The organism is Rathayibacter sp. VKM Ac-2805 (genome assembly GCF_009834265.1).
Classification (GTDB): Bacteria; Actinomycetota; Actinomycetes; order Actinomycetales; family Microbacteriaceae; genus Rathayibacter.
On record NZ_CP047185.1, the window covers coordinates 791,434 to 807,248 of the forward strand.

Here is a 15,815-nt window from a genome sequence, read left to right on the forward strand (position 1 = left end):
GTGGACGGTTCGACGGGGCTGGAAGACGGGGACGTTCGGTCGCTTCAGGATGGATCCTCTCGCTGCACCAGCACCCTAGGCGAGGCCTGCGACATCCCCGACGAGGCGCGCCACGGCCGCGCCGGACGCCCGTCCGCCCGGAGTCGGCGCGACGGCGCCCGCGCAGGCCCGGCGCCTGCGACAGCAGAAGGGGCCGACCCCGGAGGGATCGGCCCCTTCACGGGACGGGCGACGTCTCTACTCGATCAGGTCGCCGTTCAGGTCCGAGATGTCGTTCGGATTGGCCGGAGCCTTGCCCGTGCTCACCTGGAGGGGGATCACCCCGCCGGCGACCGCCGTCTCCTCCGCGCTCGGCGTCGTCGACACGACGGAGCCCTCAGGGATCGTCGCGGAGTCGACCGACTCGTGCATCCCGACGACGAAACCGGCGGCGGTGAGGATCGCCGTGGCGCTCTCGACCGTCTCGCCCGTGACGTCGGGGACCTCGGAGTTCGCCGCCGATCGCGGCGAGTACGCGAGCATCGAGGCCGGCGGTGCCGTGAAGTCGTCGCCGCCGTACTTCTCGTCGAGCGCCGTCATGATCGGCTTCCAGATGGCGTGCCGGGCGTTGGAGGCGCGGATGGTGCCCTTCTCGCCCGTCAGGCTGATGAAGCGCAGGTTCTGCTTGGTGTTGTCGGCGAAGCCGTTGATGCTGCCGACCCAGACCGCCAGGGAGGCGGCCTTGCTGGCGCCCGCCGTCCATACGTCGGCGGCCTCGTCGGTGGTGCCCGTCTTGCCGATGTGCTCGATCCCGTCGAAGGGGTTCGAGGCGTAGGCCGTTCCGGAGGTCATCACCCGCTGCATCGCGTACTGCATCCCTCGGGCGACCTCGGGCGACACGGAGGGCGTGCACGCCGATGCCGGGGCGGCGACGGCGTTGCCCTCGCTGTCGGTGATCCGGTCGATGACGATCGCCGAGCAGGTCGTGCCGTCGTTCGCGATCCCCGCGTAGGCGTTGGCCACCGTCAGCGGCGCGATCTCGTTCGTCCCGAGGACCGAGGCCGGCCCGTTGGCGAGCTCGCGGCCGTCGGCGCGGTGCATCCCGAACGACTCGGCGGTGGTGCGGATGTCGCAGAGGTCGAGCTGCTGCGCCATTCCCATGAAGCCGGTGTTGATCGAGTTCGTGGTCGCGCCGAGCGCGCTCATCGAGCTCGCGTCCTCCGACGGGTCGTCGTTGCGAGGCGAGAACTTGCCGTAGTAGCCGCCGTCGCCCTCGACGTTGCACTTCTGGGGGTAGGAGCTGAAGCCGGAGGTGGGGGAGGCGAACGACTCGTTGACGGTGTGCCCCGCCTTCAGCCACTGCGCCAGCGTGAACACCTTGTAGGTCGATCCGGTCTGCACGCCGGAGCCGCCGCCCATGCTGAGGTCGACGTTGAGGTTGATCGCGCTGTAGCCGGGGTTCGCGGCGAGGAACTGCTCGTCCTGGCTGTACTGCGTGTTCTGCACCATGGAGAGCACGCGGCCCGTCTTCGCCTCGACGGAGGCGGCCGTCGCGCCGACTTGGAAGCGCGGGTCGACGGAGGGGATGTAGGCGTTGAGCGCCGCCTGCGAGACCTGCTGGATGTCGAGGTCGAGGGTCGTCACGACGTCGAAGCCGCCCTGGCGGATGCGCTGATAGCGCTCGTCGTCGGTCGCCCCGAAGACGGAGTCGTTGCGGAGGACGTTCAGCACGTAGTCGCAGAAGTACGCGGCGTTGCCGGCGGTGGTGCAGCCGGTCGAGGGCTCCGTGATGTTCGGGGTGATCGGCTCGGCGACGGCGGCGTCGTGCGCGGCCTGGTCGATCCGGCCGTGCTTGAGCTCCTCCGAGAGGATGTAGTCGCGGCGCTCCTTGGTGGCGGCGTAGCCGTTGGCGGCGCCGTTCGCCTCGTCGCCCGGGTTGTCGAAGCGGAACTTCGCCGGGTTGTTCACGATCGCCAGCAGCGCGGCCGCCTGCGAGGTCGAGAGCTGGCTCGCGGGGATGCCGTAGTAGTAGTTCGCCGCGGCCTCGATGCCGTAGACGGTGCCCCCGAAGAGGGCGATGTTGAGGTAGCCGAGCAGGATGTCGTCCTTCGACGCCTCCTTCTCGAGGCCGATCGCGAGGCGCATCTCCTTGAGCTTGCGCTCGGGGGTCGGGTCCGTCGCCTCCTGGTAGGCCTTGTCGCGCGCGGCCTCGTCGGTGATCGACTCCGCCTTCTGCACCAGGACGTTCTTCACGTACTGCTGCGTGATCGACGACCCGCCCTGCAGGTCGTCGCCCGTGAGCGTGACGGCGATGGCCCGGAGCGTGCCCTGGAGGTCGATGCCGCCGTGCTCGTAGAAGCGCGGGTCCTCGCCGGCGACGGCCGCGTCCTTCGCGGACTGCGCGACGTCGTCCCAGCCGACCTCGACGCGGTTCTGGTCGTAGACGGAGGCGAGGAGGGTCGTCCCGTCGCTCGCGTAGACGTTGGTGCGCTGCATCAGCTGGCCCACGTCGAGGTAGCCCGGCAGGTTCTGGAACATGCCGATCGTGTTGCTCGTCGCCAGGCCCGTCAGCGCGAGAGCCGGCGTGACGCCGACGGTGATCAGGACGCCCGCCACGGCGCTCATCCCGATGAACCCCATGACCGCCCGCAGCGACATCCCGAGCGGCCGGACGGAGCGGCGGGATGCAGTGGGAAGTGCCATGGAGCGGTCGTCCTTTCGACGCGGCGCCGGGCCGCGGAGATGTGAGGGAGGGTGGCGAGAAGCCTCGCGAGCAGTCGCGCGATCCCCCGGGTTCATGGTACGTGACGGGTGCGCCCGCGGGGCGTCCTCCTCCCGGTGGAGATCAGGAGCTGGCGGGTGATGCGCAGGAGCGGGCGCGTCCGGGGTGCTGACCTCGGGTCGATGCATCCGTATCGTGGGGGGAGCGCCGCTCCGAGGGGCGCTGCAGCACCCGTTCCACCCACCGCTCCGGGGCCCCGGACGGCCGGCCCCGGCAGAAAGCGCACACCATGGCACGCATCCACGACGACGTGACCCAGCTCGTCGGCAGGACCCCTCTCGTCCGCATCAACCGGCTGGAGGGCGCCGACCAGGCGACGGTCCTCGCCAAGCTCGAGTTCTACAACCCTGCGAACAGCGTGAAGGACCGCATCGGCGTCGCCATCATCGACGCGGCCGAGGCCTCCGGCGAGCTGCACCCCGGCGGGACGATCGTCGAGGGCACGAGCGGCAACACCGGCATCGCGCTCGCGATGGTGGGTGCCGCCCGCGGCTACAAGGTCGTCCTCACGATGCCCGAGACGATGTCCGTCGAGCGCCGGGTCCTCCTCCGCGCCTACGGAGCCGAGATCGTGCTCACCCCCGGCAGCGAGGGCATGCGCGGAGCGGTCGAGCGCGCCCGCGCGATCGTCGACGAGACCCCCGGCGCGATCCTCGCCCGCCAGTTCGAGAACGCCGCCAACCCCGAGGTGCACCGCCGCACCACCGCGGAGGAGGTCTGGGAGGACACCGACGGCGAGGTCGACGTCTTCGTGGCCGGCATCGGCACCGGCGGCACCATCACCGGAGTCGGCCAGGTGCTCAAGGAGCGCAAGCCCGGTGTGCAGATCATCGGAGTGGAGCCGATCGACTCCCCGCTCCTCACCCAGGGCACCGCCGGTCCGCACAAGATCCAGGGCATCGGCGCCAACTTCGTCCCCGCGATCCTCGACCGCGAGGTCTACGACGAGATCATCGACGTGACGCTCGACGACTCCGTGCGGGTGGCCCGCGAGATGGCCGCGCAGGAGGGGATCCTCGGCGGCATCTCCTCCGGCTCGATCATGTGGGCCGCGCTCGAGGTCGCGAAGCGCCCCGAGAACGCGGGGAAGACCATCGTCGCCATCGTCTGCGACTTCGGCGAGCGGTACATCTCGACCGTCCTGTACGAGGACCTCCGCAGCTGAGCCCCTCGAGACGAGGCGGGACGCCCCGCTCCGGACGCGACGGTCGGCCGGAGCGCCGCGTCCCGTCCGGACCGGAGCGTCCCGGGCTCCTCGCCCTGCTCCGCGAGGACGTCCGCACCGCCCGGGAGCGCGACCCCGCCGCCCGGAGCGCGGTGGAGGTCGTCCTCTCCTACCCGGGAGTGCACGCGGTCTGGGTGCACCGCGTCGCGCACGCCTGGTGGCGGCGGGGCCTCCGCCTGCCCGCCCGGCTGCTCAGCCAGGCGGCGCGCGCGGCGACCGGAGTGGAGATCCACCCCGGTGCGACCATCGGCCGGCGTCTGTTCATCGACCACGGCATGGGCGTCGTCATCGGCGAGACCGCGCGGATCGGCGACGACTGCATGCTCTACCACTCCGTCACGCTGGGCGGGAGGTCGGCCCGGCGCGAGCGTCGGCACCCCACGCTCGGCGACCGGGTGGTCGTCGGCGCCGGCGCGGTCGTCCTGGGCCCGCTCGTGCTCGGATCCGACGTCAGCGTGGGCGCGAACGCCGTCGTGGTGAAGGACGCGCCCGACGGAGCGGTGCTCGTCGGCATCCCGGCCCGCGATCTGCGCGATCAGGGCGGGGAGGAGGACCCGCTCGCCGGGTCCGGCCGCTCCACCGGACCGGCGGGACGCGTCTAGCCGGCGACGCTCAGTCGTCGCCCCGCGGCGAGATGTCGCGCGGGGCGCTCTTGATCTGCGCGAAGGCGTCGAGTGCGTGCGCCCGCGTCTCCTTGAGGTCGACGAGGGGCGCCGGGTAGCCGTCCGCGCCTCCGGTCAGCGTGTCCTCGAGCGTCCACGGCTCGTGCACGGCGGCGCCCTCGACTCCGCCCAGCTCCGGCACGTTGTGGCGGATGTACTCTCCGGCCGGGTCGAACTTCCTCGACTGCGTGACCGGGTTGAAGACCCGGAAGAACGGCGACGCATCGGCTCCCGAGCCCGCGACCCACTGCCAGTTCGCGGCGTTGCTCGCCGGGTCCGCGTCGACCAGGGTGTCCCAGAACCACTCCTCGCCCACCCGCCAGTCGACCAGCAGGTTCTTGATCAGGAACGACGCGGTCACCATCCGGACCCGGTTGTGCATGTAGCCGGTGCTCCAGAGCTCGCGCATGCCGGCGTCCACCAGGGGGTAGCCGGTGCGCCCCTGGTGCCAGGCGTCGATCGCCTCCTGGCCGGGGCGTCCCCACGGGAAGGAGTCGAACCGGGTGTCGAAGTTCGCGGTCGCCAGATCCGGCCAGTGGAACAGCAGGTGGTAGCAGAACTCGCGCCAGAGCACCTCGGAGAGGAACCGGTCGCTGCCGTCGCCGCGGTGCAGGCCCTTCGCGTGCGCCTCCTCCAGGGCGTGCCACACCTGGAAGGGGCTGATCTCGCCCCACCTCAGGTGCGGGGAGAGGTTCGAGGTGGCGTCCTCCGCCGGCCGGTCGCGGCCGTCGGCGTAGTCGTCGAGCTGCTCCGCGAGGAACGCGCGCAGCCGGTCGGCCGCCGCCTTCTCGCCGGGGACCCAGCGCTCGCGCAGCCCTCCCGCCCAGTCGGGACGCGTGGGCAGCAGCTCCCAGTCGTCGAGGGCGTCGGAGGCGATCTCTCCCGTGACGCCGTCGAGCGAGCGGGGGCGGGGGAGCGGCGCGCGCGGCGTCGGCTTGGCGCGGCAGGCGCGGGCGAAGGGCGTGTAGACGGAGTAGGGGCCGCCGGCGCCGGTCTGCACGGTCCACGGCTCGAACATCAGCGAGCCCTGGTGGCTCTCGGCCTCGAGGCCGCCGTTGCGGAGCGATTCCTTCACCGCCGCGTCGACGGTGCGCTCGGCCCTCCCGTAGCGGCGGTTCCAGTGCACGGCTCCGGCGCCGATCTCCTCGGCGAGCTGGAGGACGACGGCCTCGGCCGGCCCACGGCGCAGGATCAGCCGGGCGCCGTGCTCGCGCAGGTCGGCGGCGAGGGCTGCGAGGCTGCCGTGCAGCCACCAGCGCGAGGCGCCCCCGAGCGGACGGATGCCCGCCGACTCCTCGTCGAGCACGTAGCAGACCGCGACGGGGTTGCCACGGTCGATCGCGGCGCGCAGAGCGGGGTTGTCGGCCAGGCGCAGGTCGTCGCGGAGCCAGACGAGGGTGGGGGAGGTGTCACTCATGGTGATCACCATGATCCGCGAGTCCCGCGCCGCGGCGAAGACCTGGCCGGTCGCTGCGGCCCGTGCTAGCGGGGACGGATCAGGAGGAGGCGATGCCGTCGCGGAGCTTGTCGCAGAGCGCGGTCAGCTGCTTCAGCTCGTCCTCGTCGAGGACGCCGCCGACCTTCTCCGAGATGGTCCTCATGTGGGTGAGCGCGACGCGGCGGAAGAGCGCGTAGCCCTCGTCGGTGATCGCGATGATCGTGCCGCGGGCGTCCGCCGGATCCTCGCTCTTCTCGACGCAGCCGCGGGCGGCGAGCCTATCGATCAGCCTGCTGACGCTGGGCTGCGTCAGGAGGACGTGCCGGTTCAGGTCGCGCAGCCGTGCGCGCCGACCGGGCTGCCGGGTGAGGTTGAAGAGCACGTCGTACTCGTTCATCGAGATCTCCCGCGAGGGGAACTCGGTGCTCAGGGCGCGCATCACCTGGACCTGGGCGCGGAAGAGCGACTCCCAGGCGGCGACGGCCTCTCTCGACCCCACTGGTCCTCCTTCTCGGCGCTCAGGAAGCGGTTCCCTGACATCCAGACGCCGTACAGCCTACGCCGGGGTGCTGAGAGGAGGGGAGTCGGAGGAAGGGGCCGGGGGAACGACAGAAGGCCGGCCGCTGAGGCGAGCGGCCGGCCTTCATTCCCTTGCACCAAGAGTGTCCTGCAATCACTTCTCGCGCTTCCCGCCACAGCAAACGGTCGACGCACTTGAACTATATAACGACCCGGTAACGACGCAACCCTCTCTTTCCTGAATCCTCCCTGAGCCGCCCCGCCCCGCCCGTCGCCGCGCCCGCCCGCGCTCCGCACGACTCTCTCCTGACCCAGGACGCCCCGTCTGCTGCCTCCGACGTCCGCACCGAACCGCAGCCCATCCCTGACCGTCGACGGACACGACGAGCACCCCCTGCCCTCGTCCCCCGCCGACGCGGCCCGGCCCCGTCGTCCTGCCCCGCGAGGCGCGACCCGCCCCGCCACGGCTTCGACCACGCAGCGGGCCGTCGAGCAGCCCTCCACGTGTGAGGAGCGGTCGCGCACATCCGTCGAGGTCGAGAGGACGTTCCGCCCTCAAGGCGAACGCGGGAAACGCGTGTCAGCGTTTCCCGCTAGCCGGTCGCGGCCCGCTCTCCGAATCGCGACCACCGGTGAAGCCGACCGCGGTGAGGCGAGCGCAAGCGCTCTCCTCACAGTTCAGAACAGATCCGGCGACGGCGTCGACGCGTAGCGGATGGCGACGTCGGCGTGGCGGTCGAAGCGGTAGCCGACTCCGCGGACGGTGCGCACGATCTCCTCGTAGCGGCCGAGCTTGGCGCGGAGGCGGCGGACGTGGACGTCGATGGTGCGCTCGTTCGGCGCGTCGTCGTCCGCGGCGCCCCAGAGCGAGGCGATGAGCTCGGCGCGCTCGATGGTGCGGCCCTCGCGGAGCACGAGGTACTGGAGGAGCTCGAACTCCTTGTAGGTGAGGGGGGTGGTCTCCTCGTCGAGGATGACGCGCTTGCGGGAGATGTCGATGACGACGCCGCCGGGTGCACGGTCGGGGTCGGGCTCGGCGTCGGAGCGGCGCTTGGCGACGGCGGCCGGGTCCTGCAGTGCGAGGCGGACCACGTCCACGTCGCGGCCGCCGGCGCCCTGCGGGGCGAGGGCGACGGAGGCGTACGTCTCGGCGTCGGGGGCGAGCTGCGCCGTGACGCGCTTGAGCTCCTCGACCAGGCGGCCGAGGTCGACTCCGGCGGCGCGGGCCTTGGCCTCGTCGATGCCGACGTAGAGGGCGAAGCCGCGGGCCTCGGTCCCCTGGGGGACGGCGCGGAGGCGGGGCGCTGCGGGCGCGGCGTCGGCGACCGGCTGGAGGCGGGGCGCCTCGGTGGGGGTGGCGGCGGGGACGGTGCGGGTGTGGAGGAGGGTCATGACGAGTCCTTGGCTGGTCGGATCCGGGACGAGTGTCCGAGGGAGCGGATCCGGGTGTGCGCGATCGAGCCGGCCCGCGGTGCGCGGTTGCGGCAGAGACGGATGCGGGGCATCCAGGGGATCGTCCGCGCCTCGGACGCTCAGCCGATCGTGACGATCAGCGGGCGGAGGCGGTGCGGGGATCCGGCGAGGTCAGTTCCTCATGCACACATTCGACAGCACATGACGGGGCCACCGGCCATCATCATGCCGGCATTCCCGATGGCCTCGAGGGAGGTCGGGGCGTGCAGGGTGTCAGTCATGTCCGTCAGTAAAGCGGAGGCTGATGCAGTGCGTCAACACTTCCGTGGGGATGGACGGCGCGTCGGGGGTGGTTCCGGTGCTCGGGAGGAGGCGCGCGCCGTGACGGGATTCTCGATGCGCCCGCTGAGCGGGCTGCTCGATCAGCAGGACGGCGGTGCCGGACGGCCGCGGCGGGGTGTCGAGACCCTCGCTGCGCCGGCCGACCGGCACTGCTCAGCGGGGCTCCGTGTTCCGGGGCCCGACGCGGGGCCCGCTCGTCCGGGGGTCGGCGGGCTCAGCCCGCGAGGCCGTAGAGGCGGTCGCCCGCGTCGCCGAGGCCGGGGACGATGTAGCCGAGCTCGTTGAGCTTCTCGTCGAGGGAGCCGAGGACGATGGTCACGTCGCGGTCGCCGAAGGCCTTCTCGACGGCGGCCAGGCCCTCGGGGGCGGCGAGCAGGCAGACGGCGGTGACGTCGACCGCTCCCCGGTCGAAGAGGAACTGGATGGCCGCGACGAGTGAGCCGCCGGTCGCGAGCATCGGGTCGAGGACGAAGCACTGGCGGTTCGACAGGTCGTCGGGCAGGCGCTCCGCGTACGTGGTCGGCTCGAGCGTCTCCTCGTTGCGCGCCATGCCCAGGAATCCGACCTCGGCGGTCGGGATGAGCTTGACCATGCCCTCGAGCATCCCGAGGCCGGCCCGGAGGATCGGGACGACCAGCGGCTGCGGGTCGCTGAGCGCGAGGCCGGTGGTCTGCGTCACGGGCGTCTCGATGGTGACGGTGCGGGTGCGGACGCCGCGGGTGGCCTCGTAGGCGAGGAGCGTCATCAGCTCCTCGGCGAGCTGCCGGAAGGTGGGGGAGGGGGTGCGCTTGTCACGCAGCACGGTGAGCTTGTGGGTGATCAGCGGGTGGTCGGCTACGTGGACGCGCATAAGCTCAATCTACTGGCCGGAGCGGCGCCCCACCGGCCGCAGCGGGCCGCCGCAGGAGGGGGAGCGATGCGCGACAGCGATCTCCGCGTCCCCCGCCGCTCCGAGGAGTGGATGGGCCTGGCGCTCGACGAGGCGCGGCGGGCCGCGGGCTGGGGCGACGTCCCCGTGGGCGCGGTGGTCCTCGACTCGGAGGGTGCGGTGCTCGGGCTCGGGCGCAACGAGCGCGAGCTGCGGCGGGATCCGACGGCGCACGCCGAGGTGGTCGCGATCCGCGCGGCGGCCGAGGCTCGCGGCGACTGGCATCTCGAGGGCTGCACGCTGGTGGTCACGCTCGAGCCGTGCGTGCTCTGCGCCGGAGCGATCCTGGCGGCGCGGATCGACCGCGTCGTCTTCGGCGCGTGGGACGAGAAGGCGGGCGCCTCCGGATCCGTGCACGACCTCCTCCGCGACCGCCGGCACAACCACGTGGTCGAGGTGTACCCCGGGGTCCGCGCCGCGGAGTGCTCGCGGCTCCTGCTCGACTTCTTCGCCGAGCGCCGCTGACGCCGACCGCCGCTGACGCCGAGCGCCGCCGAACCCCTCAGCTCGGAGCGCCCAGCCACTCCGTCAGCGCGAGCCGCGTCGCCGCGTGCATCCGCTCGAAGCGCTCCGCCGCGACGTCGTCGGCGAGCACGGCGGCGTCGTAGCCCGCCGCTCCTGCCCACTCCCCGTCGCCCTCGAGCCACTGCGCGGCCATCGTGCCGGTCAGCTCGGGGTGGAACTGCACGCCGAGGAGCCAGTCCTCCACGGCGAACGCCTGCACCTCGCCCGCCGGCGACGACGCCAGCAGCGCCGCTCCGCTCGGCAGCGCGAAGGTGTCGCCGTGCCACTGCATCACGTGGACGCCGGCCAGGTGCCGGAGCGGGGAGCCGGCGCCCTCCTCCGTGAGCACGACCGGCCGGAAGCCGACTTCGCGAGCCGATCCGGGATGGACGGACTCGCCCAGGGCGGTCGCGATCAGCTGCGCTCCGAAGCAGACGCCGAGCGTGGGACGGCGGTGGTGCATCCGGTCCTGCAGGAGCGCGATCTCGGGGCTGATGAAGGGGTGCCGCGAGGTCTCGTAGACGCCGGCGCTGGAGCCGAGCGTGACGACGAGGTCGGGGGCGAGGATGTCGATCGCGTCGAGGTCCGTCCCTGCGACGGCGTCGACGGCGAACCCCCGCTCGGTCAGCATCGGCTCGAGCGCGCCGAGCCCGGCACCGCGCTCGTTGACGATCGCCAGGGCCCGGCGCATCTCAGGCGCTCCCGTGCGGCGCGGCCGGCGGGGAGGCGGCGGGCGGAGCGGCGGCGGCCGGAGCGGCCGCGGCGGCCGTCCCTTCCGCCTCAGTCACGGCCGGACGGGCCGCCGCCGATCCTGCGTGTCCACGGTCGACGTCGGGCTCGAGGTAGATCGTGGTGGCGGCGGGAACGGCCTCGCGGATCCGCTTCTCGGCGGCGTCGATCCCGGCGGCCACGTGCTCGAGGGTCTCGGCGGCCGGGAAGGCGAGCTTCGCGGCCACGAGGATCTCGTCCGGTCCGAGGTAGAGCGTGCGCATGTGGATGACGCGCTCGACGTCGCGCCCGGCCTCGAGCGCGGCGCGGATCGAGGCGGCGTCGGCGGGAGTCGCCCCCTCTCCGACCAGCAGGCTCTTCGTCTCGACGCCCAGCACGATCGCCACCACGATCAGCAGGGTGCCGATCATGATCGTTCCGATCGCGTCGTAGACCGAGTCGCCGGTGATCACGGTCAGCCCGACTCCGAGCAGCGCGAACGTCAGACCGGTGAGCGCGGCGACGTCCTCGAGGAGCACGACCGGCAGCTCCGGCGCCTTCGCCCGGCGGATGAACTGCAACCAGGACTGCGAGCCGCGGACCCGGTTCGACTCCTTCACTCCGGTGCGCAGCGAGTAGCCCTCGAGGCAGATCGAGATCACGAGGACCAGGATCGGCAGCCAGGCGTTCTCGAGCTCGTGCGGCTCGGCGATCTTCTCGATGCCCTCGTAGAGCGAGAAGACGCCGCCGACGGAGAACAGGATGATCGACACCACGAAGGCGTAGACGTAGCGCTCGCGCCCGTAGCCGAACGGGTGCTCCTGGTCGGCGGCCTTCCGCGACTTGCGGCCGCCGAGCAGCAGGAGCAGCTGATTGCCGGAGTCGGCGAGCGAGTGCACGCCCTCGGCGAGCATGGAGGCGGATCCGGAGAAGAACCAGGCGACGAACTTCGTCAGGGCGATGCCGAGGTTGGCCGCGAGCGCCGCGATGATCGCGGTGCCGCCTCCGGATGCGCTCACGTGGTCTCCTCGGGCTCGCCGCTGAATGGTCGGGCCATCCTACGAGGCGCCGGGCAGCCCCTGGACCCCCTTGCCGCGGGCTCTTCGTAGGATGAGCGGCGTGACCGATGCGCCCGTCCTGCTCCCGTCCATCGCCGTCCTCGGCCTCGGCTCGATGGGGGGCGCGATCCTCCAGGGCCTGCTGGCTCCCGGCGTGCGCGTCGAGGGGGGCGTGCGGGTGACCAACCGCGACTCCGCGAAGGCCGCCGCGTGGGACGGCCACCCGGTGGTCACCGCCTTCGCCACCGCGGACGACCCGGAGGCCAACCGGCGTGCGGTCGAGGGCGCGGCGATCGTGCTCGTGGCCGTCAAGCCGCACATGGTGCCGGACCTGCTCGACGAGATCGCCGACGCGCTCGCCCCGGGCGCGGTCGTCGTCTCCGTCGCCGCCGGCGTGACCGCGGCCACGTTCGAGCGGCACCTGCCCGCGTCCGTCGCCGTGCTCCGCTCGATGCCGAACACTCCCGCGGACGTGGGCCGTGCCGTCACCGGACTCAGCGCGGGCACGCGGTCCGGCGAGGAGGACCTGGCGCTCGTGCGCCGCCTGTTCGAGACGGTCGGCGAGGTGGTCGAGGTGCCGGAGTCGCAGCTCGACGCGCTCTCGACGATCTCCGGCTCAGGGCCCGCCTATGTGTTCCTGCTGATCGAGGAGCTGATCGCGGCCGCCGTCGCGAAGGGCTTCACTCCGGAGCAGGCGTCGACGATGGTGGTCGGCACCTTCCGCGGCGCGGCCGAGCTGCTCGCCCACTCCGGCGAGGAGCCCGCGGAGCTGCGCCGCCGGGTCACCAGCCCGAAGGGCACCACCGAGCGAGCCGTCGCGGTCCTGCAGGAGGCCGACCTCGCCGCGCTCTTCGCGCGGGCGACCGACGCCGCGCTGGCGCGCGCCCGCGAGCTCGCCGCCTCCTGACCCGCCCTCACTCTCCGCGAGATGCCGATCCGGCACGCGACACGCCGGAGCGCGCGTACCCGAGTGGCATCTCGCGGAAGCGGAAGCGGGAGAGGGAGGGCGCGGGTCAGGAGCCGAGGGCCGCGAAGCGCTCGATGTCGCTGGGGGTGCCGCTGACCACGATGAGGTCGTGGTTCGAGACCACGGTCTGCTCGGTCGCGTAGGTGAAGGGCTTGCCCGGGCTCTTGACGCCGACGACGGTCACGCGGTGCTTGCGGCGCACGCCCGACTCCGTGAGCGTCAGCCCCCGGATCGGCTTGGGCGGGTACATCTTCGCGAGCACGAAGTCGTCGTCGAACTCGATGAAGTCGAGCATGCGGCCCGAGACCAGGTGCGCGACGCGCTCGCCCGCCTCCGCCTCGGGGTAGATCACGTGGTTCGCGCCGATCCGCTCGAGGATCTTGCCGTGCGAGCGCGAGATCGCCTTCGCCCAGATCTGCGGGATCTTGAGGTCGACGAGGTTCGCGGTGATCAGCACGGACGCCTCGATGGAGGAGCCGACCGCGACGACGGCGACCTGGAAGTCCTGCGCGCCGATCTGCGCGAGGGCGTCGAGCGAGCGGGCGTCGGCCTGCACCGCGTGGGTGACCCGCTCCGACCACTTCTGCACGAGACCGGCGTCGGCGTCGATGGCGAGGACCTCGCGGTCGAGGCGGTCGAGCTGGCCGGCCGTGGCGGCTCCGAAGCGCCCGAGGCCGATCACCAGGACCGGGGCGTCGTACCTGATGCGGTCAACCAACGATGGGCCTCTCTTCCGGTCGTCTGAACAACTGCCTCCGCTGGCTCGCGGCGAGCGCGGCGGCGAGAGTCACGGTACCAACGCGGCCCATGAACATCGTCAGCGCCAGGATGTAGACCCCGGACGGCGGCAGCTCCGCGGTGAGCCCCGTCGAGAGCCCGGAGGTCGCGAAGGCCGAGATCACGTCGAAGAGCACGTGGTCGAGCGAGGCCTTGGTGATGTGCAGGATCAGGACGCTCGACACGGCGACCGTCGTCGCGCCCCACAGCACGACCGAGACGGCCAGGCGCAGGACGTCGTTCGGGATCCGGCGGCCGAACGCCTCCATGTCGTTGTTGCCTCGGGCCTCGGCGAAGGCGGCCAGGAACAGGATCGCGAGGGTCGTGACCTTGATCCCGCCGGCCGTGGAGGCCGATCCTCCGCCGATGAACATCAGCATGTCCGTCACGAGCAGGCTCGAGCCGTTGAGGTCGGGGACCGAGATCGTCGAGAAGCCGCCCGACCGCGTCATGGTCGAGAGGAAGAAGGACTGGAAGACGGTGTCTCCCGCATCGAGGCTGCCGAAGGTCCTCGGATTGTCGAACTCGAGCACGATGTAGAGGACGGCCCCGGCGACGAGCAGGATCACGGAGGTGACCAGCGTCAGCTTCACGTGCACCGACCACTTGCGCGGGCGCCGCCAGCCGCGGGAGAAGGCGTAGATGACGGGGAAGCCGATCGAGCCGAGGAAAACGCCGAGCATCAGGATGCCGAGGAACCAGTAGTCGTCCTCGAAGGGGGTGAGTCCCGCGGCGTTCGGGGCGAAGCCGGTGTTCGTGAACGCCATCGCGGAGTAGTAGAAGGAGTGCCAGACGGCCTCGCCGATCGGGATCCCGTCGATCAGCATCCGCGGGAACAGCAGCAGCGCGACGATGATCTCGATCGCGGCGGCGCTGATCGCGACGGTGGCGAGCAGTCCGCCGATCTCGCCCAGGCGCACGGCCTGGCCCTCGGCGACGGGGCCGGAGTGGATCCGCAGCGGATTCGAGTCGCTGGCGACCATGAGCTTCGCCCGGAGCCCGAGGCGGCGCGAGATCGCCAGGCCCATGATCGAGGCGAGCGTCAGCACTCCCAGAGCGCCGATGTTCACGCCGACGAAGATGATCGAGTGGCCGAACGCCGACCAGTGCGTCGCCATGTCGACCGTCGCGAGGCCGGTCACGCAGATCACCGACATCGCGGTGAAGAAGGCGTCGTGCAGCGGAGTGACGGTGCCCGTGGTGCTCGACACCGGCAGCGAGAACAGCAGGGTGAAGACGAGCACGAGCGCCGAGAAGATGAGGATCGCGAAGCGGGACGGCGAGCGTCCGGCGAAGTCGTCGATGAGGTCGCGGGCCCGCTCGAACCCCGACCAGGGGGAGACGGGCGAGACGCCCACGGGGCTGCGGAACTGCTGCCGAACCACCACGGCGGATCCTCCACTCGATCGCGGCCATGCTACCCGCTCGGTGCCGGGCCCCCGGGGCGCTGACTAGCCTGGGCGCATGGCTGACATCTTCGGGGTGATCGCGGACGGGACCCGCCGGGACATCCTCGCCCTGCTGCTCGAGCAGCGGCGGGACGGCTCGGCCGAGGGCATGAGCGTGTCGCGGATCGTGGCGCGCCTCGAGCTGAGCCAGCCGACCGTCTCGAAGCACCTCAAGGTGCTGCGCGAGACCGGCCTCGTCACGGTGCGCGAGAGCGGACAGCACCGCTTCTACGCGCTCGAGTACGCGCCGCTGGCGGAGGTCGAGGACTGGCTGCTGCCCTTCCTCGCCGAGGACGAGGCGGCCGGCGCCCTGCTCGACGCTCCGACCGCGGCCCGGGCGGAGTCGCTGGGTCGGGCGCTCGCCGAGCGCACCCACCAGGTCAGCACCGTGGTGCAGGACATCCAGCGGGGCGTCAGCGAGGGAGCGACGAAGGTGGCGGAGGCGCTGCGCATCCGCAAGTGAGGGGCGCCGAGGAGCCGGAAACGGTGGAGCCCCGGGTCGTGTAAGCTCGCGGGAGCCAGTTTTTCGTAAGCGGCCGCCCGTCGGGCGGTCGACCCCCTGAACGTTGTGAGGTCTTCGTGGGTTCTGTCATCAAGAAGCGTCGCAAGCGTATGGCGAAGAAGAAGCACCGCAAGCTGCTTCGCAAGACTCGCCACCAGCGTCGCAACAAGAAGTAGGCTTGCGCCTCTTCCCACTCGAGCGTCCGCCCTTCCGGGGTCGGGCGCTCGTCTGCGTTCACGGATCATCCCGGCGGCGCTCGCCGTCTCGGCGCCCGTCGCCGGGGCCGCCGTACACTGACCGCATGGTGGACGTGGAGCTGACGCTCGTGGGCAAGCCGGGCTGTCATCTCTGCGACGACGCGCGGACCGTGGTCGAGCAGGTGGTCGCCGACCTGGGCGCCGAGGCGTCGGTCGCCGTCTCGGAGGTGTCGATCCTCGACGATCCCGAGCTGCACGAGCGCTTCGTCGAGGAGATCCCGGTGGTGCTGATCGACGGGCGCGTGCACACCTTCTGGCGGGTCGATCCCGTGCGGCTCCGGCGGGCCCTCCTCGATCGCGGGTGAG

At 71.8% G+C, this 15,815-nt stretch carries 16 protein-coding genes; 7 read left to right on the plus strand and 9 right to left on the minus strand.

The window, feature by feature from the left end:
- Positions 1-237: 237 nt before the first annotated feature.
- Positions 238-2,682: a penicillin-binding protein gene (locus GSU40_RS03640; RefSeq protein WP_159939720.1), complete on the minus strand. Its 2,445-nt coding sequence runs from the start codon at positions 2,680-2,682 to the stop codon at positions 238-240.
- A gap of 308 nt (positions 2,683-2,990) precedes the next feature.
- On the opposite strand from GSU40_RS03640, the gene cysK reads away from it, so the two are divergent.
- Together cysK and epsC are read left to right on the plus strand one after the other, a co-directional pair.
- Positions 2,991-3,926, plus strand: coding sequence for a cysteine synthase A (gene cysK / locus GSU40_RS03645; RefSeq protein ID WP_104237779.1), 936 nt, complete (start codon positions 2,991-2,993; stop codon positions 3,924-3,926).
- Positions 3,927-4,021: 95 nt separating this feature from the next.
- Positions 4,022-4,588, plus strand: a complete 567-nt coding sequence (epsC, locus tag GSU40_RS03650) for a serine O-acetyltransferase EpsC (protein WP_104224204.1) — start codon at positions 4,022-4,024, stop codon at positions 4,586-4,588.
- A 10-nt stretch (positions 4,589-4,598) separates the two neighbouring features.
- Here the strand turns inward: epsC and GSU40_RS03655 are convergent, their stop codons facing one another.
- From GSU40_RS03655 to upp, 4 genes are all read right to left on the minus strand, one after another.
- Positions 4,599-6,065: a deoxyribodipyrimidine photo-lyase gene (locus GSU40_RS03655; protein ID WP_160033726.1), complete on the minus strand. Its 1,467-nt coding sequence runs from the start codon at positions 6,063-6,065 to the stop codon at positions 4,599-4,601.
- A gap of 79 nt (positions 6,066-6,144) precedes the next feature.
- Positions 6,145-6,525, minus strand: coding sequence for a MarR family winged helix-turn-helix transcriptional regulator (locus tag GSU40_RS03660; protein WP_160036103.1), 381 nt, complete (start codon positions 6,523-6,525; stop codon positions 6,145-6,147).
- 758 nt (positions 6,526-7,283) lie between these two features.
- A complete protein-coding gene (locus GSU40_RS03665; RefSeq protein ID WP_104247920.1) occupies positions 7,284-7,997 on the minus strand; it encodes a winged helix-turn-helix domain-containing protein in 714 nt (237 codons plus the stop codon).
- Between the two features lie 577 nt (positions 7,998-8,574).
- Entirely contained in the window at positions 8,575-9,210 is a 636-nt protein-coding gene (gene upp, locus GSU40_RS03670; protein ID WP_104224850.1) for a uracil phosphoribosyltransferase, read from the minus strand.
- A gap of 66 nt (positions 9,211-9,276) precedes the next feature.
- Between upp and GSU40_RS03675 the strand changes: the two genes are divergently transcribed.
- Positions 9,277-9,753, plus strand: a complete 477-nt coding sequence (locus GSU40_RS03675) for a nucleoside deaminase (protein ID WP_208543356.1) — start codon at positions 9,277-9,279, stop codon at positions 9,751-9,753.
- A 37-nt stretch (positions 9,754-9,790) separates the two neighbouring features.
- On the opposite strand, the gene GSU40_RS03680 is transcribed toward GSU40_RS03675, so the two are convergent.
- Together GSU40_RS03680 and GSU40_RS03685 are read right to left on the minus strand one after the other, a co-directional pair.
- Positions 9,791-10,483: a gamma-glutamyl-gamma-aminobutyrate hydrolase family protein gene (locus tag GSU40_RS03680; protein ID WP_104266722.1), complete on the minus strand. Its 693-nt coding sequence runs from the start codon at positions 10,481-10,483 to the stop codon at positions 9,791-9,793.
- Between the two features lies 1 nt (position 10,484).
- Positions 10,485-11,519, minus strand: a complete 1,035-nt coding sequence (locus GSU40_RS03685) for a cation diffusion facilitator family transporter (protein WP_160033728.1) — start codon at positions 11,517-11,519, stop codon at positions 10,485-10,487.
- A 100-nt stretch (positions 11,520-11,619) separates the two neighbouring features.
- On the opposite strand from GSU40_RS03685, the gene proC reads away from it, so the two are divergent.
- Positions 11,620-12,465: a pyrroline-5-carboxylate reductase gene (gene proC / locus GSU40_RS03690; protein ID WP_279630839.1), complete on the plus strand. Its 846-nt coding sequence runs from the start codon at positions 11,620-11,622 to the stop codon at positions 12,463-12,465.
- A 106-nt stretch (positions 12,466-12,571) separates the two neighbouring features.
- Here the strand turns inward: proC and GSU40_RS03695 are convergent, their stop codons facing one another.
- Positions 12,572-13,243 carry a TrkA family potassium uptake protein gene (locus tag GSU40_RS03695; protein ID WP_068255410.1) on the minus strand — a complete coding sequence of 224 codons (672 nt, stop codon included), beginning with the start codon at positions 13,241-13,243 and terminating at the stop codon, positions 12,572-12,574.
- Complete coding sequence (locus tag GSU40_RS03700; protein ID WP_244229642.1) at positions 13,236-14,606, minus strand: potassium transporter TrkG; 1,371 nt, start codon at positions 14,604-14,606, stop codon at positions 13,236-13,238. Before GSU40_RS03700 ends, GSU40_RS03695 begins: the two co-directional genes overlap by 8 nt.
- A gap of 160 nt (positions 14,607-14,766) precedes the next feature.
- Here GSU40_RS03700 and GSU40_RS03705 point away from each other — a divergent pair, with 160 nt between their 5' ends.
- The 3 genes from GSU40_RS03705 (at position 14,767) to GSU40_RS03715 (ending at position 15,814) form a co-directional block, all read left to right on the plus strand.
- Positions 14,767-15,213, plus strand: coding sequence for a metalloregulator ArsR/SmtB family transcription factor (locus GSU40_RS03705; protein ID WP_104224854.1), 447 nt, complete (start codon positions 14,767-14,769; stop codon positions 15,211-15,213).
- 116 nt (positions 15,214-15,329) lie between these two features.
- Positions 15,330-15,428, plus strand: coding sequence for an AURKAIP1/COX24 domain-containing protein (locus GSU40_RS03710; RefSeq protein ID WP_003792170.1), 99 nt, complete (start codon positions 15,330-15,332; stop codon positions 15,426-15,428).
- A 125-nt stretch (positions 15,429-15,553) separates the two neighbouring features.
- On the plus strand, positions 15,554-15,814 hold the full coding sequence (locus GSU40_RS03715) for a glutaredoxin family protein (protein WP_104233428.1): 261 nt from the start codon (positions 15,554-15,556) through the stop codon (positions 15,812-15,814).
- Position 15,815 lies beyond the last annotated feature (1 nt).

Coding starts and splice junctions, on each gene's coding strand:
- GSU40_RS03640 (WP_159939720.1), bottom strand. CDS start 2,682: ATGGCACTTCCCACTGCATCCCGCCGCTCCGTCCGGCCGCTCGGGATG.
- cysK (WP_104237779.1), top strand. CDS start 2,991: ATGGCACGCATCCACGACGACGTGACCCAGCTCGTCGGCAGGACCCCT.
- GSU40_RS03655 (WP_160033726.1), bottom strand. CDS start 6,065: ATGAGTGACACCTCCCCCACCCTCGTCTGGCTCCGCGACGACCTGCGC.
- GSU40_RS03660 (WP_160036103.1), bottom strand. CDS start 6,525: ATGCGCGCCCTGAGCACCGAGTTCCCCTCGCGGGAGATCTCGATGAAC.
- GSU40_RS03665 (WP_104247920.1), bottom strand. CDS start 7,997: ATGACCCTCCTCCACACCCGCACCGTCCCCGCCGCCACCCCCACCGAG.
- upp (WP_104224850.1), bottom strand. CDS start 9,210: ATGCGCGTCCACGTAGCCGACCACCCGCTGATCACCCACAAGCTCACC.
- GSU40_RS03675 (WP_208543356.1), top strand. CDS start 9,277: ATGCGCGACAGCGATCTCCGCGTCCCCCGCCGCTCCGAGGAGTGGATG.
- GSU40_RS03680 (WP_104266722.1), bottom strand. CDS start 10,483: ATGCGCCGGGCCCTGGCGATCGTCAACGAGCGCGGTGCCGGGCTCGGC.
- GSU40_RS03705 (WP_104224854.1), top strand. CDS start 14,767: ATGGCTGACATCTTCGGGGTGATCGCGGACGGGACCCGCCGGGACATC.
- GSU40_RS03715 (WP_104233428.1), top strand. CDS start 15,554: ATGGTGGACGTGGAGCTGACGCTCGTGGGCAAGCCGGGCTGTCATCTC.